This window comes from Campylobacter sp. RM12642, from assembly GCF_020137635.1.
In the GTDB taxonomy this organism is placed as follows: domain Bacteria; phylum Campylobacterota; class Campylobacteria; order Campylobacterales; family Campylobacteraceae; genus Campylobacter_E.
Genome location: NZ_JACGAT010000007.1, coordinates 60173 through 82810 on the forward strand (window position 1 = coordinate 60173; position 22638 = coordinate 82810).

The window sequence follows — 22638 nt, forward strand, 5'->3', positions numbered from 1 at the left end:
TTATCCTTTTATTATTACTTTTGCAAATTTTCTTTTTCCAACTTGAATTATAAATTCACCATTGCTTAATTTTAGTTGTTCATCGCTAATTTTTTCTCCATTAACACTTACAGAATTAGCTTTTATAGCTCTTCTTGCTTCACTGCCTGAACTTGCCAAATTAGTATCTTGCATTAGTTTTATAATCCATTGTTCTTCATTAAAATTAAACTCCGCAATATCACTTGGAATTTCATTTTTACTATGAATATTATCAAACTCATTTTTCGCATTAATTGCTAAATCTTTACCCCAAAATCTCTCAACTATTTCTAAAGCCAAATTTTCTTTAGCAACCTTTGGATGTAGAGTATTGTTTTTAATATTGTCAAAAATATCATTAATTTCTTTTGTTGTCTTAAAGCTTAAAAGATTGTAATATTCTTTCATTAATTCATCACTTATACTAAGTAATTTTGCATACATAGAATTTGGTTCTTCACTAACTCCGATATAATTACCCAAACTCTTACTCATTTTATTAACACCATCAAGACCTACTAAAAGCGGTAACATTATAATACCTTGTTCTTTACCTGTATTATAGGTTCTTTGTAATGTTCTACCCATTAATAAATTAAATTTTTGGTCAGTTCCACCCATTTCAATATCACATTTTAATGCAACGCTATCATAACCTTGTAAAAGTGGATATAAAAATTCGCTAATTGATATAGGGCTTTGTTCTTTAAATCTTTTTGTAAAATCATCTCGCTCAAGCATTCTAGCTACACTAAAAGTTGATGTAAGTTCAACTATACCAACTGCTCCTAAAGCATTAAGCCAAGTTGAATTAAATTTTAATTCAGTTTTTTCTTTATCTAAAATTTTAAAAACTTGCTCTTCATAAGTTTTTGCATTTTTTAAAACTTCTTCCTTGCTTAATTGTTTTCTAGTAGCACTTTTGCCTGTTGGATCACCTATTTGAGCAGTGAAATCTCCTATTAGGAATTGAACTATAGCACCATGATTTTGTAAAAATCTCATTTTGTTTAAAATAACACTATGACCTAAATGTAAATCAGGTGCAGTTGGGTCAAACCCAGCTTTTACATAAAATACTTCGCCCTTTTCATAGTAATTTTTAATCAAATTCTTAATTTTTTCTAAATCAATAAATTCTGATACACCGCGTTCTAAATCATTATAAATTTCATTCAAATTCATCTTTATCCTTTATTCACTATAAGCGTCTTTTAATGATATAAACTCATAGATTTTACATTTTGTTTTGATTTTTTCTTTTGCTATTTCTATATTTTGATTATCAGGTACTTCAAAAACTATTTCAAAATACTCCAATAAACTATCAGCATTTTTTGTAATATTAATACTATTAACATTGATTTGTAGTTTTAGTAATTCTGTTAATAATGCTAATAATGTGCCTTTTTTATTCTCTAAAGAAAAAATCATTTTATAATTTTTAGGAGCATGCTTAGACCATTTAATTAGCACCATTTCTTCTTTAGAATCTTCCATTAATTTACTTGCTCTTTCACATAATTTATTATGAATTGTAACAGAATGATTATGTTTAAAAGCAACTATATCATCACCTCTTTTTGGGTTACAACAATAATCAAAATCCACATTATTTATTTTGTAGTTTGAATATACAACAAGATTTTCTATTCTTTGTTTTTTTAAATCATAATTTTTAACTAGCCAAATTCTTTTTGAATATTTTTTAAGACTATCTATAACCTTACTTAAAGTAATATTATCTGTAGTGCATTTTTTAACATTTTTTGATAATTTTTCATTTGCAATCCAAGTATTTATTTTGTCTTCATCAGCACTAAAAATAGTTTGCAAAATTCTTAACCCAGCTTTTTGGTCTATACTTGAAATTCTTTGCTTGCAATGTGATTTAATCATAGCTTTAGCTCTAGCAGTAACCACACTATCAAGCCAAGAACATCTTGGTTTTGCGTTATCATCTATCTCAATTCTTACAATATCCCCATTTTTAAGACTTGTAAGCAATGGAGATTTTACTCTGTTTATATAAGCGTGACTTGCTTTAAGACCAATTTGTGAATGAACTTCAAAAGCAAAATCAAGAGCAGTAGAACCTCTAGGTAATGTAAAAATCTCTCCTTTTGGAGAATAAACCGCAATATCTTCAACATATAAACTATCTTTTGCGTATTCATAAAATGCCAAATCATTGTCTTTTTCTTCTAAAGAACTATTGGTTGCTATATCATTTACCCAATCAGCTTTATAGTCTTCTTTATCATTTTTATATTTCCAATGTGCTGCAATTCCAAGTTCTGCAGTTTCGTGCATTTTATATGTTCTAATTTGTGCTTCTATTATTGATTGCGCGTCAAATAAAGTAGTATGGATTGTTTGGTAACCATTTTGCTTAGGTAAGGCAATATAGTCTTTAAATCTTGAAGCAAGTGGATTAAAATGCACATGTAAAAGCCCTAAAACTATATAACAATCTTTAACATCTTTTACTAAAATTCTAATACCCAATAAATCAAGCACTTCTTCAATACTAACGCCTTTTCTTTGCATTTTTAAAAAAATAGAATATACATGTTTTATTCTTTTTTCTATTTTAAAATCTACATCTTCAATATATCCGTTATCACGCATTAAATTAATTATTTTTTCAATAAAATCATTTAATGTTAATTGTAATTGCACATTATTTGCCTTTAAATAATCTGCTATTTCTTTAAATTCTACTGGCATTAAATATTTAAAACTTAAATCTTCTAAGTAATTTTTAATACTAGAAATTCCTAGCCTATGTGCAATTGGTGCATATACCATTAGAGTTTCTTCAGCTATTCTTTTTTGTTTTGCTTCTCTTAACGCATCAAGAGTTAGCATATTATGCAATCTATCACATAATTTAACAAGCAATACCCTACTATCTTCAATGCTAACCATTAGCATATTTCTAAAAGTCATTGCTGATTTTCTAAGTTTTTCGTTTGATTCTGAACTAGCTAAATTATCTCCCCTAATCTCAACTATTTTAGTCATACCTTCAACTAAAATACCCACAGAATGTCCGAACATTTTTACAAGTTCTTCCTGAGTGCATTCGGTATCTTCTACAACATCGTGCAAAAGTGCTGCTAAAATCATACTTTCATCTTTTGAAAAGAAAGCTACAAAACACGCAACTAAAATAGGATGAATAGAATAAGGTTCTCCACTTTTTCTAAATTGTCCTTCATGTGATTTTATACAAAAATCTAAAGCTTTTTCAAGCATAGGAGTGCTTGAAAAAAGTGAATACAATAATTCCCGTGCTTTATTTAAATCATTACAATGCTTAATGTCTTCTAATAATGTTTCAAAACTTAGAATATTTTTCATTTTTTTATTCGTTTATTACACCATCAAATATAATTTTTTCTTCAGCAACTTCTAACATTGCTATATCAGTAAATTTCATTTTTCCTTTTTCAACTTTTACTAAAGGTTCAGCACCATCACTTAATTCTCTAGCTCTTTTAGCTACTATTAAAGATAGAATATACCTATCATTTCCTACTTTTTCTAATGCTTTTGCTGCTACTTGTTCAGTTCTCATTTTATTCCTTTTAATTAATTTTTTACGATTGAGCAATTGCTAAAATCATCTTTAATAATTTTTAAAATATTGCCTTCTTCAAACATATTGCAAACTACTATTGGTAATTTATTATCCTTAGCAAGTGCTATTGCTGTATCGTCCATTACCTTAATATCATCGCCCATAGCAAGTTCGTAACTTAATTCATTATATCTTTTTGCATCTTCAAATTTCATAGGGTCTTTATCATATACACCATTAACTTTTGTTGCTTTAATAATCATTTCAGCATTAATTTCAATAGCTCTTAAAACTGCTGCAGTATCAGTAGTAAAAAATGGATTACCTGTTCCTGCTGCAAAAATTACAACTCTACCTTTTTCTAAATGTCTTTGCGCTCTTCTCATAATATAAGTTTCGCAAAAAGCTTCCATTTGAATAGCACTCTGAACTCTTACACTAATTCCACAACCTTCTAACGCTTCTTGCATAGCAATTGAGTTTATCACGGTAGATAACATTCCCATATGATCGCCACTAACACGCTTAATTATCCCATCTTTAGCAGCACTAACTCCACGAATAATATTACCGCCACCGATAACAATTCCTACTTGAGTTCCAGCATCTACTAATTGTTTAATTTGTCCTGCAATAAACTTTAAAATATGAGTATCTATTCCAAAGCCTTGCTTTCCAGCCAAAGCTTCACCTGAAAACTTAATTAAAATTCTTTTAGCCATAATGATTTCTCCTTAATTGATAAACGCGATACTACAAAAAAATTTTTAACGCTTAAACTCAAGTAAGAATTTTTCAATCTGATATCTATCTCTATAAGCAGGGCTCATTAAATGAATTAAACAATCTCCTAAATCAAGAACACTCCAATCATCAGTGCATTCTTCATAATAAACTTTACTATTATGTTTTTTTAACAATTCTTTAATATCTTCAATTATTGCAAAAGATTGTTTAGTAGAAATCATAGTTGCAATAATTACTTCATCTACAAAATATTCACTTCCTTTAATATTAATCAACTCAACATTCTCTGCTTTTTTTTCATCTAAAAGCTTAATAATATCTTCATTTCTATTCATTACTTTCCTTTATAAAATTCTTTTACTTCATCTTTAATTTTAGGATTTACTTTTTCCAAAATCAAATTATTTCTTATAAAACTTGAAGAAATATCTTCATTTATTTCAAGTCTTAAATAATTATCTGGTATAAAAATATTATCCCTACTAGCTATAACAAAAACGACATTTTTAGATAATTCATCAAAATTATGCCATTTATGTAAAGTTTTTAAATGATCAGCCCCTATTATAAAATAAATTAAGCTAGAATTTAGTAAATTTTTAAAATACATAACACTCTTAAAACTAGGAACTGGCTCATTTTGAGATATTTCATAATCACTTATTAATAATTTATCACTTTCAACAAACACGCTCTTTAGCCATTTTAATCTAAGTTCTGGACTAGCATTAAAATTATTTTTAAATAAACTAATATATGTTGGCAATATTATTAATTTATCAATATCTAATGTATCTAAAGCTGCTTTTACTACTTTTTCATGACCTAAATGAACTGGGTCAAAACTACCACCAAAAATTGCTATTTTCAAAATCTCTTAACCTTTTTTTATTAGTATTATCTCAAATTTTTTAAATAAAGGGTTAAAAATGGGAGTAAATGTAGCGATTAATGGATTTGGTAGGATTGGTAGATGTCTTAGTAGAATAATTCTTAATGAAAACAAAATGAATTTAGTAGCAATAAATTGCTCGTGGGATATGAAAAGTATTAAATACCTTCTAAAATACGATAGTGTTCATGGGAATTTCAATCAAGAAATTGACAATGATGGAGAAGATATTTTAATAGTAGGAAATAAAAGAATTCAAATAATTAGAAGTAGAGAAATTGAAAATATTGATTTTGCTAAATATGGAGCTAGTTTAGTTTTTGAATGCACGGGAGCATTTTTAACACAAGAAAAAACTAAAGCATATTTAGACAATGGTATTAAACAAGTAATTATGTCAGCACCACCAAAAGATAATACACCTATGTTTGTAATGGATGTAAATCACACTAAATATAACGGCGAAGCTATTATTTCAAATGCAAGTTGCACAACAAACTGCCTTGCACCAATGGCAAAAGTTTTAGATGAAAATTTCGGTATTAAAAAAGCTTTAATGAATACAATTCACGCATATACAGCAACTCAAGAACTATGTGATACAAAATGCCCTAAAGACATTAGAAGGGGTCGCGCAGCAGCACTAAATCTAGTCCCATCAAGCACAGGTGCAGCAAAATCAATAGGTAAAGTTATACCTAACCTTTTAGGTAAAGTTGATGGTCAAAGTGTTAGAACTAGCTTAGCAAATGTATCAATGCTTGATTTAACTTTATTGTTAGATAAAAAAACTACAAAAGATGAAATAAATGAAACTTTTATAAAAGCAAGTAAAACAATGAATGAAATTCTAGCAATTGATTACGATTGCTGCGTTTCAAGTGATTTTTGTACTAGCACTTATGGATGTATATTTGTCCCTGATTTAACTCAAATAATTGATGAAGATTTTGTAAAAGTTCTAGCTTGGTATGATAATGAATACGGATATTCATATCAATTAAATAGATTAGCTCAATATATTAGCAAGGAGAAATAATATGCCTTTAATTTCCATAAAAGATGTAGATTTAGTAAATAAATGTGTTTTTATTAGATGTGATTTTAATGTCCCACAAGATGAATTTGGAAACATTAGTGATGATAGAAGAATAAAATCTGCAATTCCAACTATTAAATATTGCCTTGATAATGATGCTAGAGTGATTCTTGCGAGTCATTTGGGTAGACCAAAAGAAATAAGTGATAAATATTCTTTAAAGCCAGTTGCAAAAAGATTATCAAAACTTCTTGGAACTGAAGTTATAATGGCAAACGATATAATCGGAGAAGACGCTCAAAACAAAGCTAAAAACTTAAAAAAAGGTGAAATTTTACTACTAGAGAATTTAAGATTTATAAAAGGTGAAACAAAAAACGATGAAGATTTGGCTAAGAGTTTAGCTTCAATGTGTGATGTGTATTGTAATGATGCTTTTGGAGTTTGTCATAGAGCACATTCAAGTGTAGAAGCAATTACTAGATTTGCAAAAGAAATTTGCGCTGGGTTTTTATTGCAAAAAGAATTTAATTTCGCACAAGATTTATTAAAATCTCCTGCTAGACCTTTTGTTGCTGTTGTTGGTGGTAGTAAAGTTAGTGGAAAATTACAAGCTTTACACAATCTACTTCCTAAAGTTGATAAGATAATAATTGGTGGCGGAATGGCTTTTACTTTCCTTAAAGCAAACGGATTAAATATAGGAAATTCAATTGTAGAAGAAGAGCTAATTGAAGATGCTAAACAAATTATGCAAACTGCAAAAGAACTAGGCGTTAAATTATATTTACCTGTTGATGTTCTTGCTGCACAAAGCTTTTCAAATGATAGTGTAGTAAAAAAAGTAAGCGTTCAAGAAATACCAAATGGTTGGATGGGGCTTGATATTGGACCTGCTAGCTCAATTTTATTTAAAGAAATTTTAAGTGACGCTCAAACTATATGGTGGAATGGACCTATGGGGGTATTTGAGTTTGATAAATTCTCAAAAGGTAGCTTTAAAATGAGCCATTATATAAGCGATTCTTATGCTACTAGCGTTGCTGGTGGTGGAGACACTGCTGATGTTATTAATCGTGCAGGAGATGCTGATGATTTTAGTTTTATCTCTACTGGCGGTGGTGCTAGTTTAGAACTAATTGAAGGTAAGGAATTACCTGCTATAAAACCACTTATATTAAAGGAAGAATATTAATGATAATTGCCGCAAATTTTAAATGTAATCATACTAGAAAAGGTTTTGCTGAATACGCTAAAAAACTTAATGCTTATTTAAGATTTAGTGATTTTACTAATCTTGAAGTAATTGTAGCTCCAAGTGCAACTTCATTTATTGATAGTGAATTTAGTTTCATTCAAGCTGCCCAAAATATATATCCAACTCATAGTGGAGCTTTTACTGGAGAAATTGGACTAGATCATTTGCTAGAATTTGGAATTAAAACAATTATTTTAGGACATTGTGAAAGAAGAAATTTAGGCGAAACAGATGAATTTCTAGCAAAAAAATTTGAATTTTGCGCTGAAAATGATTTAAAAATTATTTATTGCATAGGAGAAGATTACTCTACTTACGAACAAAATAAAAGCATAGATTTTTTAAATAAACAACTAAATAAAATAGATTTGCAATATGATAAACTAATATTAGCTTATGAGCCAATTTATAGTATTGGTAAAAGTGCTGCAAAATTAGAAGATATTGAAAATATTATGAGCTTTTTACGCTCAAAAACTAAGCAAAGTATTTTATATGGTGGTAGTGTAAATTCTAGTAATATCGCTGATATTAAAAGACTTTGTGATGGGGTTTTGGTAGGTGGAGCTAGTCTTAATGTAGATGGTTTTATAGACTTAATCAATGCCGCAATAAGAGGTTAATATGATAGGCCTAATCGGTGGGATGAGCTATGCTAGCACAATAACTTATTATAAATTAATAAATGAATTTAGCCAAGCTCATTACAATTCTTTATCTCGTGCAAAGATTTTAATATCAAGCGTAGATTTTGATGAGATTGAAGAACTTCAACACAATAACGAATGGCAAAAAGCAGGAGAATTATTAAATAAGGAAGCAAAAAGATTAGAAAAGGCTGGAGCAAACATAATTGCACTTTGTACAAATACTATGCATAAAATTGCAAATGATTTGCAAAAAGATTTAAAAGCTAGATTTATTCATATAGCCCATTCAAGCCTTAAAGAATTAAATCATAATAATATAAAAAATATTTTATTACTAGGCACTAAATACACTATGCAAGAAGACTTTTATAAAAAAGAGTTAAAAGGAATAAATGTAATTACCCCAAATAATAGTGATATAAATACTATTAATGATATTATTTTCAATGAACTTTGCTTTAATGTTATCAAACAAAATAGTAAAGAAACTTTCATAAATATTATAAATAAACATAATGTTGAAGGAATTTTATTAGCTTGCACTGAAATTGCACTATTAATTAACGAAAATGATTTTAAAAATATAAAAGTCTTTGATACAACATATATTCATGCAAAAGATATATTTTTGCAGTCTTTAGAGTAAAATGACAAGAGTTGTAGTAAAACCAATAGATAAAAATAAATTTGAATTAGCTTTTGAATATAAATATGAAAGCAAAAATCAAACCATCATAATACCAAAGGGATTTGTTACAAATGGAGCAAATATACCTAGAATATTTTGGAGTTTCTTTCCACCAAATTCTCCAGAATACTTATCAGCAGTAGTAATTCATGATTTTTTATGTCTTCAAGCTAAAAAAAGTAAAAAATACCAAGACGCTGTTTTAGCTGATGAAATTTTTAAAGAAGCTCTTAGAACTTTGCAAGTGGCAAATTACAAAATTAAAATATTTTATTTTTCTTGTAAAATATATCACTTATATAAAAAATACTTAGGATTTTATAGGTAATAATATTTGTTAAACTAAACATTATTAAACCATTTTAATACTTTATATTTTTATAATTTACATTCAAACCCAATAATCATTTGATATCTAAAACTATTTATATTCTTTTAAAGCTTTAACATTAAAAAAAGTTAAATTATTTAAAGTACTTGTTTGATTTTAACAAAAAAAGATGATAAAAAATAAGAATGGTGGAGCTGTGGAGATTTGAACTCCAGTCCAAAACTAGCTCAAAACCAGCGTCTACATGCTTAGTAGGCTGCTTAAATTCATTTTTGCCAAGTGCAGCTTACGACTTTAGCAAAAACTAAGGCTTTTATTTTATTTAAAGTCTAGCCAAAACTTTAAACTAGCTTGAATGATGACCCGCTAATGCTATTACAAGCTTTAAGCATCGCAGGGCTCAACTGAACTTACGCAGCGTAAGCGTAAGCAGGAGCTAATTCTTTTTTGTTTGCGTTTAATTTTAATTTAGCGTTTAACGTAGCAACACGGCATGCAGCTAATCCCTTACTAATCCTGTCGAAACCTAGTCAGCCCCAAGAAAAGTAAAGTTGTGATTATATCAAATTAACATTATTTTTCAAGGTCTATTTTCACTTAAAGGTCCTAAAGCATTTGTAATTAAATCTAATTTTTTCTTAATTTCTAATTGTTCTTTACTTAATTTTAAATGCTCTATTTCTAAATTTATATTTTTTTCTTCAATATTTTCAGGCTCTATTACAAATTTAGATAATTCTAATTCGCCTAAATGCCTAGATATATTAAAATCTTGTTCTCTATTAAATTCATTAGCTTTTATTTCTAAATTAATACTAGTTTCTTCTTGTATGTCTGGCTCTATTACAAATTTAGATAATTCTAATTCACCTAAATGCCTAGATGTATTAAAATCTTGCTCTTTATTAAACTCATTAGGTTTAGTTTCTAATGAAGTTTTTTTTTATCTAGCTCTGCATTGATTATTTTTGCATTTTTAGTTTTAAAAAATGCACTACATTTAGCTAAAACATTTTTAATATTATCTCTTAAAATAGCCTTTTCTTTCTCATTATAAGGCGGCATTACATGTAATTCTAAAGTATCATTTTCTATTTTAATTTTTACTAATGATTCAAATAAAATATTTTGAAGTTCAGGTTCGTATTGCTCTAAAATATCATCTGGTATTTCATAAATATTATCTTCATCTTCAAAAGCCATATTAGAATCTAAAAAATCATCGCTTTGATACTCAGGATATTTAATCTCTTCTTCATAAGTATTGTAATTATTTTGAAATTCCTGTTTTAAATTCTTGCTTGAATTATTTTCAAAATTAGTATTATTTATTTTAGGATAATTATTTTCTTCTTTTATTGCTTCATTTTTTACATTTTGTTTCGTTAAATCGCTAATTAAAACTAATTTTGCATCATTAAAGATACTAGCAAATACATTCTTTACAACGCTTGTGTAATATTGTTTAAAATACTGCTTATCTTCTTCATTTTTAGGGTTGATTTTAATACAAAACTCACTACCATCAAAACTTACAAAAGAAGCACATTCTTTAAATATTTCTCCTAATTTATAATCTCTTTTAGCAATCATAGTTACAAAATTTAAGTAATCTTGCTCGTTTTTATTTGTATTTTCTACTTTTAAATCTTCATCTATACTTTTTAATTTTGTAGCGTCTTTTAGCATAAATGCTAAAATGTATAAAATAAATTCATCATCATCGCTAATCTTTGTCATATTTTTAGCCTTTGCTAAAATATGAAAAAATCTATCGTATAAAATTAAAGAAAAATTTGGATTTTTATTAGCAAAACTATCTTTTAAAAAAGAACTCATCTCATCAATTACTACACTTGCTTCATAAGATTTAGCAAGTTCTAAAAATCTAAAAATACCATTATCATTTGAGCTTAAAACATCAGCAAAAAATTGCTTTATAATATTTGGCTCTATTAAACCTAGCATTAAAGCTATGCTTTCTTTATTAAGTTTTCTTTGAGAATAAATTATGCCTTGCTCTAATAAAGTAAGACTATCTCTTAAAGACCCGCCACCGCTTCTAGCAATAAGCGTTAAAGCTTCTTTTTCATAAGGAATTTGCTCATTTGCTAATATAAATTCCATTCTACTTACAATATCTTGTAAAGGAATTTTTTTAAATCTAAAATGTAAAACCCTACTTAAAATAGTAGCTGGTAATTTATGCACATCAGTTGTTGCTAAAATAAATTTAACATGACTAGGTGGTTCTTCAAGTGTTTTTAAAAGCGCATTAAAAGCTTCACGAGTAAGCATATGCACTTCATCAATTATAAAAATCTTAAATCTTGAATGAAGTGGTGCATATTTTGTATTTTCTATTAAATCTTGAATACTATCAATACCACGATTACTAGCCGCATCAAGCTCATAAATATCTATTCCATCATTACTAACGCAACTAGCACACATTCCACAAGGTTTTGAGCTAATCCCACGCTCACAATTTAGTGCTTTTGCTAATATCCTAGCAGAGCTAGTCTTTCCACTCCCGCGAAGACCAGAAAAAAGATAGGCATTAGCTATGTTTTTACTATCTAGTGCATATTTTAAACTCTTACTAACAGCACTTTGTCCTACTAAATCATCGTAATTTTTTGGACGATATTTAAGTGATAAATTTTGCATATTATTCATTTAATCCTGACAATAATTCTTCATTATTTTGAGTTTTTAGCATTTTTGCATATAAAAATTTAAGCGCTTCTACATCTTCCATAGAATTCATAGCTGAACGAATTGCCCAAATCTTAGGTAAATTAATTGGCCCTTGTAATAATTCTTCTTTTCTCGTTCCACTTTTTGTAATATTTATTGCTGGATATATTCTTCTATCTGAAATATTTCTATCAAGAACGATTTCGCTATTTCCTGTTCCTTTAAACTCTTCAAAAATCACATCATCCATTCTTGAACCAGTGTCAATTAAAGCAGTTGCAACGATTGTTAAGCTTCCACCATGCTCAATATTTCTAGCAGCTCCAAAAAATCTTTTTGGCTTATGAAGTGCATTTGCATCAACACCACCACTTAAAACCTTACCACTACTAGGAGTTGCAGTATTATAAGCACGAGCAAGTCTTGTGATACTATCAAGTAAGATTATTACATCTTTACCCATTTCTACTAAACGCTTAGCTTTTTCAATCACAAGTTCAGCCACACGCACATGATTTAATGCAGGTTGATCAAATGTAGAGCTAAAAACTTCACCTTTTACACATCTTTGCATATCAGTTACTTCTTCAGGTCGCTCATCAATCAAAAGCACTATTAGTTGGCTTTCAGGATGATTTTTAGCAATTGCAGTTGCTAATTCTTTCATTAATTCAGTTTTTCCTGTTCTAGGTGGTGCTACTATTAATCCACGCTGACCTTTTCCAATAGGTGTGAATAAATCAAGCACCCTACCCGTTAGCTTTAAAGGGTCGTATTCAAGTTGTAATTTTTCTGTTGGAAAAATTGGAGTTAAGTTATCAAATAAAGCTCTTTTTTTAGCTTCTGCTAAAGGTAAATAATTAATCGCTTCAATTTTCAAAAGTGCATAATATTTTTCTTGTTCTCTTGGCTCTCTTACTTGACCTGTTACGATATCACCCACTCTTAAAGCAAATTTTTTAATCTGTGAATTACTAACATAAGCATCGTTTGCACTATCGCTTAAATTCGCATCCATAGCTCTTAAAAAGCCGTAACCTTCTTGGTTAATCTCTAAAATACCTGTAAAGAGTATAAAACCACCTTTTTTTGTTTGAGCTTTTAATATTTCAAACATTAGCTCTTGTCTTCTAAATTCCATCGGATTTTCAACACCAGCTTCGTTTGCGATTTCTATTAGTTTTTCAAGAGTTAGTAGTTTTAATTCTTCTATTTTATATCCATCTACTGGAATATGCTTTTTTTGATTTTTTTTATCTTGCTTTTGTTCTGTTTGTATATCTTTATCCATTGATTTCCTTATTTGTAAAAAACGAAGTATTAAAAATTATTTTATAAATTAAAAATAAAATTGTCAATAAAATTAAAGGAAATTATCTTGAAGTGCTCTCATTGTAAAATAGATTTTGATAAAAATAGTATGATTTTTCAAGGCAATAACGCATTTTGCTGTAATGGTTGTAAAAATGTTTTTAATCTCATAAATGAAAATAATTTAGAAGATTTTTACAAAAATGCTTCAAATTTATCTAAAATTAATGAGCAAATTTCTTATGATGAGAACTCTTTTTTCATAGAAAAAGAAAATAATTATGAAAAAATTTTAATTTTAATAGATAATTTACATTGTGCAGCTTGTGTATGGCTTATTGAAAAAATGCTGCTTAAAAATGAAGGCGTATTAGAAATTAATATAAATTATCAAACAAAAAGAGCAAGTATAGAATATAATCCTAATAAAACTAAAGCAAAAGATATATTAAATATAATAATATCTCTAGGCTATATCCCACTAGCTTACAATCCAAATATAACAATGAAAGCTAAAAGAACTCATATTGAGTTTTATTCAAAACTAATTGTAGCAATTGCTTGTGTTATGAATATTATGTGGCTTAGTATCGCAAGATATGCTGGGTATTTTTCTAGTATGGAGCAAAGCGTTCAAGATATTATTAATTTTGCTGAATTTGTTTTATGTACTCCTGTGCTTTTTTATAGTGCTTCATCTATGTTTAAGAGCGCAATTTCTGCTTTAAAAAATAAGATTTTAAATATGGATTGTCTAGTTACTTTTGGGGCTAGTTTGGTTTATATTTATAGTATTTATGCTATGTTTGCAAGACTTTCTTATGTGTATTTTGATAGCGTAGCTATGATAATTTGTTTTGTTTTTATAGGTAGATTTTTAGAACAATTATCATATAAACAAGCTTTAGAAAATATTGATTTTTTAAGTGATTTATTAAACGCTAGTGTAAATATTGTTAAAAATGACAAAATAGAAAAAATAAGCGTTACTAAAATAAAAAAAGATGATGTAATTAGAGTGTTTTTAGGGGATAAAATCTTAATAGATGGCACTTGCAAAAGCTTACAAGCTAGATTAAATCTAAGTGCTATTACAGGCGAGAGTGAATTAGTTGATATTAAGCAAGGAGATTTTATAAAAAGTGCTAGCGTGGTTGAATGTGCTAGTTTTGATTACATAGCAAATTGCACTTTTCAAGATAGCTATATTAATAAACTTGCAAAATTACTAAATAAAACCAAAAAATCAAACCTAGAAAAACTAACTGATAAAATTGGTGTTTATTTTTGTTATGCGATTTTTAGCATTGCGTTTTTGTGCTTTTTATATAATATGAGCGATATTCAAGAAGCAATTATTAGAAGCGTTAGTTTATTAATTATTGCTTGTCCTTGTGCTCTTGCACTTAGTGCTCCTGTTGGAAATCTTTTGTGCTTACACGAAGCTTTAAAGCTTAAAGTATTATTTAAAAACTCAAATTATATTGAAAATCTTAGTAAAATTGACATAGCTGTATTTGATAAAACTGGGGTTTTAACAAAATCGAAATTAGAATTATTAAGCCAAATAAATCTAAATAATTATGAAAAAAGCATTTTAAAGGCAATTTTAGATAAAAATAATCACTTCATAGCAAGTTCGTTAAATGAATATATAAAAGATACTAAACCTAGTTTAAAAGACTTGAAGCTCACACAATTAAGCGGCTTAGGAGTGATTGCAGAATTTGAAAATGATAAATACTATCTAGGCTCTGCAAAATTATTAAATAATCATAATATTAATGCAAATTCTAAAAACGAAACTGAAATGTTTTTTGCTAAAAATGATGAGATTTTAGAGCATTTTGTATTTTCTAATCAATTAAATGATGATGCTTTAGAACTAATAAATTATTTTAAAAAGCAAAATATAAAAGTAATAATGCTATCAGGGGATAAGCAAAAGCCTTGTGAAAAAATAGCAAAAGAACTACAAATTGATGATTTATATAGTGAATGCTTGCCCGAAGATAAGCTTAAAATAATTCAAAACCTTAGTAAAAATAATAAAGTCTTAATGGTAGGTGATGGCATAAATGACGCACTAGCTTTAAAATTAGCATTAGTATCAATTAGCTTTAAAAACGCTACTAATTTAGCCCTTAATTCATGTGATATAATTATGCTTGATAATAAATTAATAGGCATTAAAAACTCTCATTTATTAGCAAAAAGAACTTATAGACTAATAAAAACAAACCTAGCATTAAGCTTTTTATACAATATAATTAGCATTCCATTAGCTTTTATGGGGCTTATAAATCCATTAATTGCTAGCATTTTTATGTCGCTTAGCTCAATTTGTGTGATACTTAATTCTATAAGAATTAAAAATTATGCTAAAAAAATAAAGAATTTAAAATAAGATTTAAATTCTTTTAATTTTTCTTACCTTCATCAATAAAAATTGAGCGTATTGCATCTGTTTTATCATCTTCTTTTTGCCTTTTAGCCCAGCTCATAATAAGCTCATCTTTTGCTCTTGTAAGTGCTACATAAAATAATCTTCGCTCTTCATCAATACCCCCAGCACTTTTGCTAAGCTTTAGATTTGGAAATCTACCTTGTGCTAAGTCAATCAAATAAACAATTTCAAATTCTAAACCTTTACTAGCATGAACGGTTAAAAGCTGAACCCCTTTAGTATTTTCATAATCAATATTTAAAATAGTTTTTTCATAAAATTCTTTAAAAGTATTATAGTTTTTCGCATCGTCTAAAATATATTTACAATTATTTTTAATATTTTCTAGCTTTTGCTCTTTTATCTCATTAACTATTTTTGCACCTTTAAAAGAACGCTTAGCTGCAAGATTATTGATAATCAAGCTAAAAATCTTAGATGAATAAGCATTGTTTAATAAAATGCTAGGATTATCAATATTTTCATTTTCTTTTAAGAATTTATAAAGTTCTTCAAGAAAGGTTACATTATCAAATTTTAATTCTTTTAACAATAAAACAGGATTATTTTTAAACTCGGTTGCTAAAAAGCTAAACTCACTTTGCTTAGCTTGATTTTGAGTGCTTGCAAACAGACCAAAAGCTTCATCGCTTTTAGCTAAAAAATCGTAATTATCTTTTTTAATAGGTCTTAAAATACCTTCTAATAAAGAGCCATTTCCTAATTCTAAAAATGCTTTATAAATAATATTTACCTTAGCATTTCCAACACCTTTACTCTCTAATAAAATCCCTAAAAAGCTTAAAATATCACTATTTTTATTAGTTAAATTAGCTAGATTTATAAGAGTATTTATTTCTTTTAATTCATAAAAACTACTGCCACCTTTTCTAGCTATTTTAATACCCTTTTGCTTTAGGCTTCTTTCCATTAAATCACCACTTGAATTATTGCGATAAATCACTGCAATATCAGCTCTATTGTTTGCTTCAAGTTTGCTTAAAATATCATTGGCAATGAATTCATATTGTTCGTTTGCTAGATTAAAACTATGTAATTTAATAGGTTTTGTAGCTTCTTTTCTAGTTACGATTAGCTCTTTTGGATATAGTCTTTCGTTTTTTGTAATAACCCTATTTGCAAATTCTAAAATATTGCTAACGCTTCTATAGTTTTTATTGAGTGAATAAATTTTAGCATTTTTATATCTGTCTTTAAAACTTCCAATTATTTCTATATTTGCCCCATTAAAAGCATAAATGCTTTGGTCATAATCTCCTACACAAAAAAGAGATTTTTTAGGGATTGCGTCTAAAATCGCACTTTGAAGATTATTTGTATCTTGATATTCATCTACTAAAACTTCATAAAAAGGCTCATTTTTATAATCATTTGTGAAAAAATCCTTAGCATTTAGTAATAAATCATCAAAATCATAATAATTATGAGCTTTTTTTTGTTCTTCGTATTCGCTTAAAACTTTGCAATAAAAATTAATATTATCGCCTTGCTCTTCATAATTAGCATTCAAATATCCACGAAAATCATCAACTAAATTAGTATTATTAAACCTTGAATAAATATCGGCTAAATATGAATAATCAAACAAATCATCTTTATTAGGAGAATATTTTTCGTAAATACTTTTTAGCAAGGCTCTTAATTCACTATTTCGCTTAAGCTGAATGTTTTTATGCTTTTTAAGATATTCAAGACTAATTGCGTGAAATGTCCCACTTACAATGCCTTTTATCTTGCTTGAGCCGAGTTTTTTTTCAAGTCTTGCTATCATTTCACGAGCGGCTTTGTTTGTAAATGTAAGTAGCATAATGCTATTTGCTTTAGCACCATCATTTAATAATTTTTCTATCCTTGCAACTATTGTGCTTGTCTTTCCTGTTCCTGCACTTGCTATTATCAAATTACTACCTAAACTAGTATTAACCGCCGCAAATTGTTCATCATTTAATCTATTCAAAACATCTCCACAAATTAAATTAAAAGCCAAAAAGTCTAGCAAAATAACCTAAAAATAAGCAAAAATTAATAAAATGGCAAAAAACACTAATTTAAGGATTATTTATGAGCGATTTTTACAATCCAAAAGAAATTGAAAAAGATTATTATGAATTTTGCAAACAAAAAGGCTATTTTGAAATAGATGGAAATAAAAACATTCAAGAAAATGGCAAAAACTTTGCAATTATGATGCCACCGCCAAATGTTACAGGTGTTTTACATATAGGACACGCACTTACTTTTACACTTCAAGACATTATTACAAGATATAAAAGAATGGATGGCTATAAAGTGCTTTATCAACCTGGGCTTGACCACGCAGGCATTGCCACTCAAAATGTAGTTGAAAAGCAACTTTTAGTAAAAGGGATTAAAAAAGAAGAATTAGGGCGTGAAAAATTCATAGAAAAAGTATGGGAGTGGAAAGAGCAAAGCGGTGGAGCTATAGTTAAGCAAATGCAAGCACTAGGCATTACTCCTGCCTTTTCAAGACTTCGTTTTACTATGGATGAAGGGCTTCAAAACGCTGTTAAAAAAGCTTTTGTGGACCTTTATAATAAAGGCTTAATAGAGCAAAATAACAGAATGATAAACTGGTGCACAAAAGATGGAGCATTAAGTGATATTGAGGTTGAATATGAAGAAAATAAAGGCAAACTTTATCATATAAGATATTTTTTAAATGATAAGGATTATTTAGTAGTTGCAACTACTAGACCTGAGACTTATTTTGGTGATACTGCTGTAATGATAAATCCAGAAGATGAAAGATATAAGCACTTAGTTGGTAAAGAAGTTACGCTGCCTATTGTAAATCGTAAAATAAAAATCATAGCTGATAGTCATGTTGATATGAGCTTTGGAACAGGAATTGTAAAAGTAACACCAGCTCACGATAATAATGACTATGAAGTAGGACTTAGACATGATTTAGAGTTTTTAACTATTTTTGATGAAAATGGAATTTTAAACGAGCATTGTGCTGAGTTTAAAGGACTTGAAAGACTTGAGGCTAGAAAAATAGTAGTTGATAAACTAAACGAATTAGGCTTTATTGAAAAAATTGAAGATTATGTAAATCAAGTTGGACATTGTTATCGTTGTAAAAATATCGTTGAGCCGTATATTTCTAAACAATGGTTTGTAAAAACTGATATCGCAACAAAAGTTATAGAAAAGGTAAATAATGGTGATGCTAAGTTTTATCCAGCTCATTGGATAAATAGCTTTAATGCTTGGTTAAGAGAATTACGCCCTTGGTGTATCAGCAGACAACTTTGGTGGGGACATCAAATTCCTGTTTATTATTGTGATGAGTGCGAACATATTCATGTAAGTGAGAGAAAGGTAGAAAAATGCGAAAAATGTGGCTGCGATAGTATCACTCAAGATAAAGATGTTCTTGATACTTGGTTTAGCTCGGGACTTTGGGCATTTTCAACTCTAGGTTATAACAATGGCGATTTTGGTAAAGGCACTTTATGGAATGAAAGCGATATAAAAGACTTTTATCCAAATTCGCTTTTAATTACAGGCTTTGATATATTATTTTTCTGGGTATGCAGAATGTTATTTCAAAGTGAAAATGAGCTAGGCGAAATCCCATTTAAAGACATTTATCTTCACGCACTTGTAAAAGATGAAAACGGACAAAAAATGAGCAAAAGTAAAGGCAATGTAATCGACCCACTTGATAGCATTGATAAATATAGTGCTGACATTTTACGCTTTACTTTAGCACTTTTAGCCGTTCAAGGAAGAGATATTAGAATGAGTGAAGATAGAATGATTTTAGTTCGTAACTTCACAAATAAGCTTTATAATGCGGTAAATTTCTTACTACTTAAAGGTAAGGATTATAAGATACTAGGTAACTATAAAACAACACTAGGTATTTATATAAACGCAGAATTTCAAAAATGCGTAAATGAAACTCGCAAAAACTTAGATGAATATAGATTTAATGATGCTGCTATGAATATTTATAAGTTTTTATGGGATGAGTTTTGTGATTATGGAATTGAGTTTAGCAAGGCTGATGAGAGTAGTATAGATGAGCTTGCGAGCGTATTTTTAAACGCTATGAAATTACTTAGTCCATTTATGCCATTTATTAGTGATTATTTATATCATAAATTAAGCGGGACAAGTATTTTTGAAAATGGCTCAATTATGGTAGAAAAATATCCTAAAATAAATGAAATTTCAACCACTGAAGAGCAAATTATCAAAAACTACGAGCTTTGCAAAGAAGCGATTAATAGCCTAAGAAGTATCAAAAAAACAGCAAATATTACTGATAAAAACGCTCCGGCACAAATTATAAGCGAACATAAATTTGATGAATATTATCTAAAACTAATAGCAAAATTAGCTAAAGTAGGAGAATTAAGCCAAGATGAAAATCCTAAAGAAAGCTTTAGCGTAAATGTTAGCACGAACCTAAAAACCGCTATTTTTGTAGATAGCAAAGCACTTGATGAAATGAAAGCTAAGTTAGAAAATAGATATAAAAAAGTTCTAGCAGAATACGAAAAGCTAAACAAAATGCTAAGTAATGAAAAATTCGTAGCTAACGCACCAGCACAAGTTGTAGAACAAAACAAAATTGCTATGCAAAAAGCTGAAAATGAATTATATGAAATAAAAGCTGAATTAAATAACATAGGATAAATTATGAATGAATATATCTTAAAAATCACTTGCCCTGATAAAAAAGGGCTTGTGGCTATTATCTCAAATGAGATTTATAAGGCAGGATTTAATATAGAAAGCAATAATGAATTTGTAAATAGCGATACAAATTCTTTTTATTTTCTAGCGATTTTAAGCTCAAGTGAAAGTGTAAAAGATGATTTTATAAATAATTTAAAACAGATTTTAACAGACGCACAAATCACATTTAGCCCAAAAAGAAAGAAAAACATAATAATCCTAGCATCAAAAGAACTTCATTGTTTAGGGGATTTGCTACTTGCAAACTATGAAGATGAACTAAATGCGAATATCTTAAAAGTTATGGCAAATCACGATTTAAGCGATTTTGTGAAAAGATTTGATATAGATTTTAGCCTAATTGATACTAGCAAAGATAAAGAACTTTACGAGCAAGATATAATTCAAGAGATTAAAAAATACAATGTTGATTATATAGTATTAGCAAAATATATGCGGATTTTAAGCCCAAATTTTGTAAATACTTTTAAAGATAAAATCATCAATATTCATCATTCTTTTTTACCTGCATTTATCGGTGCAAATCCATATCTACAAGCTTATGAGCGTGGGGTTAAAATCATAGGAGCAAGTGCACATTTTGTAACGGATAATTTAGATGAAGGACCTATTATTTTTCAAGATATAGTTAGAGTAAATCACACTTATAATTCAAAAGATTTAAGAAAAGCAGGTAAAAAAATAGAAACTCTAGTGCTAAGAAATGCCCTTGAAAAAGTGTTTGATGATAAAGTATTTATTGCAGGTAATAAAACAATTATATTTTAAAAAATTTTAAAAATACAATTAGGGTTTAAGTTTTTAAGCCTTAATTGTATTAAACTCCTTAGCTTATTAAACAAATATAATAATTTGTGATTAGTTTTAAAATTATGCTAATTTTTACGATTTTAAATTCTTTTAATCTAAACTCTTTTATCATATAAATTCTCGCCATTTTTATAGGCTAAAAATATAGCCAATAAATCTCTTTCATTTTTGATTTCAGTTTTATTTAATTTGCTTAAAATCTCTTCCATACTTTCACGAATATTATCACTTTTTACTTCTATGGGTTTAAACTCATCTTTTTTAAGTTCTTCGCTAATTTCATTTATATTATCTTTTAGATTTTCTTGCTTAAGCTCGTTTATACGCTTTAAGTATTTTTTCTTAAATTCATCTACACTAATATCACTTGCAAAAAGTTCTTTAATCTCATAATCATAATTAGCAGTGTAATCGTTATTTAAGGCATTTTCTTTTAAAAATGCCTTAATATCCTTTGCCTCATCATCGTTTTGAAAAAGCTTAGAAATAAACATCTCAGGATGAAGCCTAGCATAACCAAAATCTCGCATATAAACATAAAATATAGAAATATCACTAATATTTGTCGATGCATTATTGTTACTTATATTATTGTTTTCTTGACTATCATTTTTACCTTTAAATAAAGCGATATTACTTAATTCTTTTAAGTATTTATTCTCTTCTTCTGGTGTTTTTGCTTTTTGATAATCCTTATAAGCGTCATTCCAATTTCTTAGATTTAAATCATTAAAATTAATTTTCATTTTTTACTCTTTTGATAAAAATTAAGATTTTTAAATTCTTTTATTTTAAACCCTTTTATCATATAAATTCTCGCCATTTTTATAAGCTAAAAATATAGCTAATAAATCTCTTTCATCTTTGATATTTTGAATATCAAGTTTGCTTAAAATATCTTCCATACTTTCACGAGTGCTTGTGCCTTTTACTTCTATGGCTTCGTAAGGTTTTTCTTTAGTTTGTTCTTCTTTTTCTTCTTGTTTAATTTCTTCTTTAGATTGCGATATTTTTAAATCTTCATCTGTATTAGAAAAAATACTTTTCATTAATTTATTTTTTTCTTCATTACTTATGCTATCTGAAGTTAATTTATCTAAATTTTTAAAAAGTTTATTTAGAGTTTTTACTAATTCTTCTGGATCAATGTCTGGAGTATTTTCCCATTCTATTTTTCTTTGTTCTACAATATCAGGGTCTAATGCTCCAAATAAAGCTAGATTAAGTATTTCACTTTTATCTAAATTTCTATCATTAAAAGGATTATAAGTCGGATCGTTTTCTAGCTTTTGCTGGGCTAGTTTTAGATATTCTAAACTAGCTCCATCATTTGCTTTATTTTGTGAATTTTTACTATTAAGCGTATTTGCATAAGTATTTGAAAAATTATTTACTCCATTAAAT

18 protein-coding genes, 1 other RNA gene and 1 pseudogene are annotated in these 22638 nt (G+C 28.0%); 8 read left to right on the top strand and 12 right to left on the bottom strand.

Going from position 1 to position 22638, the window contains the following annotated elements; all coding sequences use genetic code 11:
* The 6 genes from tyrS to nadD are packed head-to-tail and all read right to left on the bottom strand — an operon-like array spanning position 1 to position 5225.
* Positions 1–1206 carry a tyrosine--tRNA ligase gene (tyrS, locus tag AVBRAN12642_RS04285; protein WP_214120370.1) on the bottom strand — a complete coding sequence of 402 codons (1206 nt, stop codon included), beginning with the start codon at positions 1204–1206 and terminating at the stop codon, positions 1–3.
* Between the two features lie 9 nt (positions 1207–1215).
* Positions 1216–3387: a RelA/SpoT family protein gene (locus AVBRAN12642_RS04290; RefSeq protein WP_214117575.1), complete on the bottom strand. Its 2172-nt coding sequence runs from the start codon at positions 3385–3387 to the stop codon at positions 1216–1218.
* A gap of 4 nt (positions 3388–3391) precedes the next feature.
* Positions 3392–3604 carry a DNA-directed RNA polymerase subunit omega gene (locus AVBRAN12642_RS04295; protein WP_214117576.1) on the bottom strand — a complete coding sequence of 71 codons (213 nt, stop codon included), beginning with the start codon at positions 3602–3604 and terminating at the stop codon, positions 3392–3394.
* Positions 3605–3618: 14 nt separating this feature from the next.
* Positions 3619–4329, bottom strand: a complete 711-nt coding sequence (pyrH, locus tag AVBRAN12642_RS04300; RefSeq protein WP_250325143.1) for a UMP kinase — start codon at positions 4327–4329, stop codon at positions 3619–3621.
* A 45-nt stretch (positions 4330–4374) separates the two neighbouring features.
* Complete coding sequence (gene rsfS / locus AVBRAN12642_RS04305) at positions 4375–4689, bottom strand: ribosome silencing factor (protein WP_214117577.1); 315 nt, start codon at positions 4687–4689, stop codon at positions 4375–4377.
* Positions 4689–5225 (bottom strand): nicotinate (nicotinamide) nucleotide adenylyltransferase, encoded by a 537-nt coding sequence (gene nadD / locus AVBRAN12642_RS04310; protein WP_214117578.1) that lies wholly within the window; start codon positions 5223–5225, stop codon positions 4689–4691. The genes rsfS and nadD overlap by 1 nt, the downstream gene beginning before the upstream one ends.
* Positions 5226–5283: 58 nt before the next feature.
* Between nadD and gap the strand changes: the two genes are divergently transcribed.
* From gap to AVBRAN12642_RS04335, 5 genes are read left to right on the top strand one after another with little or no spacing between them, the layout of a single operon-like run.
* Positions 5284–6285 (top strand): type I glyceraldehyde-3-phosphate dehydrogenase, encoded by a 1002-nt coding sequence (gap, locus tag AVBRAN12642_RS04315; protein WP_214117579.1) that lies wholly within the window; start codon positions 5284–5286, stop codon positions 6283–6285.
* Between the two features lies 1 nt (position 6286).
* Complete coding sequence (locus AVBRAN12642_RS04320) at positions 6287–7480, top strand: phosphoglycerate kinase (RefSeq protein WP_214150312.1); 1194 nt, start codon at positions 6287–6289, stop codon at positions 7478–7480.
* Positions 7480–8166 (top strand): triose-phosphate isomerase, encoded by a 687-nt coding sequence (locus AVBRAN12642_RS04325; protein WP_214117581.1) that lies wholly within the window; start codon positions 7480–7482, stop codon positions 8164–8166. The genes AVBRAN12642_RS04320 and AVBRAN12642_RS04325 overlap by 1 nt, the downstream gene beginning before the upstream one ends.
* 1 nt (position 8167) lies before the next feature.
* Positions 8168–8839, top strand: a complete 672-nt coding sequence (locus AVBRAN12642_RS04330; protein WP_336607157.1) for an aspartate/glutamate racemase family protein — start codon at positions 8168–8170, stop codon at positions 8837–8839.
* 1 nt (position 8840) lies between these two features.
* Entirely contained in the window at positions 8841–9209 is a 369-nt protein-coding gene (locus AVBRAN12642_RS04335) for a DUF1353 domain-containing protein (protein ID WP_214117583.1), read from the top strand.
* Positions 9210–9398: 189 nt separating this feature from the next.
* Here the strand turns inward: AVBRAN12642_RS04335 and ssrA are convergent.
* From ssrA to rho, 3 genes are all read right to left on the bottom strand, one after another.
* Positions 9399–9750, bottom strand: a transfer-messenger RNA (tmRNA) gene (gene ssrA, locus AVBRAN12642_RS04340).
* Positions 9751–10139: 389 nt separating this feature from the next.
* The gene (gene dnaX / locus AVBRAN12642_RS04345; protein WP_336607994.1) at positions 10140–11882 is read right to left on the bottom strand and encodes a DNA polymerase III subunit gamma/tau; all 1743 of its coding nucleotides are present in this window, start codon (positions 11880–11882) and stop codon (positions 10140–10142) included.
* A 1-nt stretch (position 11883) separates the two neighbouring features.
* Positions 11884–13203: a transcription termination factor Rho gene (gene rho, locus AVBRAN12642_RS04350; protein ID WP_214118675.1), complete on the bottom strand. Its 1320-nt coding sequence runs from the start codon at positions 13201–13203 to the stop codon at positions 11884–11886.
* Between the two features lie 87 nt (positions 13204–13290).
* On the opposite strand from rho, the gene AVBRAN12642_RS04355 reads away from it, so the two are divergent.
* The gene (locus tag AVBRAN12642_RS04355; protein WP_336607995.1) at positions 13291–15630 is read left to right on the top strand and encodes a heavy metal translocating P-type ATPase; all 2340 of its coding nucleotides are present in this window, start codon (positions 13291–13293) and stop codon (positions 15628–15630) included.
* 13 nt (positions 15631–15643) lie between these two features.
* On the opposite strand, the gene AVBRAN12642_RS04360 is transcribed toward AVBRAN12642_RS04355, so the two are convergent.
* Positions 15644–17647, bottom strand: a complete 2004-nt coding sequence (locus AVBRAN12642_RS04360) for an ATP-dependent helicase (protein ID WP_336607153.1) — start codon at positions 17645–17647, stop codon at positions 15644–15646.
* 104 nt (positions 17648–17751) lie between these two features.
* Here AVBRAN12642_RS04360 and AVBRAN12642_RS04365 point away from each other — a divergent pair, with 104 nt between their 5' ends.
* Positions 17752–20361 (top strand): valine--tRNA ligase, encoded by a 2610-nt coding sequence (locus AVBRAN12642_RS04365; RefSeq protein ID WP_336607154.1) that lies wholly within the window; start codon positions 17752–17754, stop codon positions 20359–20361.
* Between the two features lie 3 nt (positions 20362–20364).
* On the top strand, positions 20365–21192 hold the full coding sequence (purU, locus tag AVBRAN12642_RS04370; protein ID WP_214118690.1) for a formyltetrahydrofolate deformylase: 828 nt from the start codon (positions 20365–20367) through the stop codon (positions 21190–21192).
* 137 nt (positions 21193–21329) lie between these two features.
* On the opposite strand, the gene AVBRAN12642_RS04375 is transcribed toward purU, so the two are convergent.
* Both AVBRAN12642_RS04375 and AVBRAN12642_RS04380 read right to left on the bottom strand, forming a co-directional pair.
* The gene (locus tag AVBRAN12642_RS04375) at positions 21330–21980 is read right to left on the bottom strand and encodes a hypothetical protein (RefSeq protein ID WP_336607996.1); all 651 of its coding nucleotides are present in this window, start codon (positions 21978–21980) and stop codon (positions 21330–21332) included.
* Between the two features lie 45 nt (positions 21981–22025).
* Positions 22026–22638: pseudogene (locus AVBRAN12642_RS04380) on the bottom strand (hypothetical protein); the annotation flags it as partial.

Excerpts from the sequence above, each read along its gene's own strand:
- AVBRAN12642_RS04325 (WP_214117581.1), top strand. The coding sequence starts at position 7,480 with ATGATAATTGCCGCAAATTTTAAATGTAATCATACTAGAAAAGGTTTT.
- tyrS (WP_214120370.1), bottom strand. The coding sequence starts at position 1,206 with ATGAATTTGAATGAAATTTATAATGATTTAGAACGCGGTGTATCAGAA.
- AVBRAN12642_RS04330 (WP_336607157.1), top strand. The coding sequence starts at position 8,168 with ATGATAGGCCTAATCGGTGGGATGAGCTATGCTAGCACAATAACTTAT.
- AVBRAN12642_RS04290 (WP_214117575.1), bottom strand. The coding sequence starts at position 3,387 with ATGAAAAATATTCTAAGTTTTGAAACATTATTAGAAGACATTAAGCAT.
- gap (WP_214117579.1), top strand. The coding sequence starts at position 5,284 with ATGGGAGTAAATGTAGCGATTAATGGATTTGGTAGGATTGGTAGATGT.
- dnaX (WP_336607994.1), bottom strand. The coding sequence starts at position 11,882 with ATGCAAAATTTATCACTTAAATATCGTCCAAAAAATTACGATGATTTA.
- pyrH (WP_250325143.1), bottom strand. The coding sequence starts at position 4,329 with ATGGCTAAAAGAATTTTAATTAAGTTTTCAGGTGAAGCTTTGGCTGGA.
- purU (WP_214118690.1), top strand. The coding sequence starts at position 20,365 with ATGAATGAATATATCTTAAAAATCACTTGCCCTGATAAAAAAGGGCTT.
- rho (WP_214118675.1), bottom strand. The coding sequence starts at position 13,203 with ATGGATAAAGATATACAAACAGAACAAAAGCAAGATAAAAAAAATCAA.
- AVBRAN12642_RS04335 (WP_214117583.1), top strand. The coding sequence starts at position 8,841 with ATGACAAGAGTTGTAGTAAAACCAATAGATAAAAATAAATTTGAATTA.
- rsfS (WP_214117577.1), bottom strand. The coding sequence starts at position 4,689 with ATGAATAGAAATGAAGATATTATTAAGCTTTTAGATGAAAAAAAAGCA.
- AVBRAN12642_RS04295 (WP_214117576.1), bottom strand. The coding sequence starts at position 3,604 with ATGAGAACTGAACAAGTAGCAGCAAAAGCATTAGAAAAAGTAGGAAAT.
- AVBRAN12642_RS04375 (WP_336607996.1), bottom strand. The coding sequence starts at position 21,980 with ATGAAAATTAATTTTAATGATTTAAATCTAAGAAATTGGAATGACGCT.
- AVBRAN12642_RS04320 (WP_214150312.1), top strand. The coding sequence starts at position 6,287 with ATGCCTTTAATTTCCATAAAAGATGTAGATTTAGTAAATAAATGTGTT.
- AVBRAN12642_RS04365 (WP_336607154.1), top strand. The coding sequence starts at position 17,752 with ATGAGCGATTTTTACAATCCAAAAGAAATTGAAAAAGATTATTATGAA.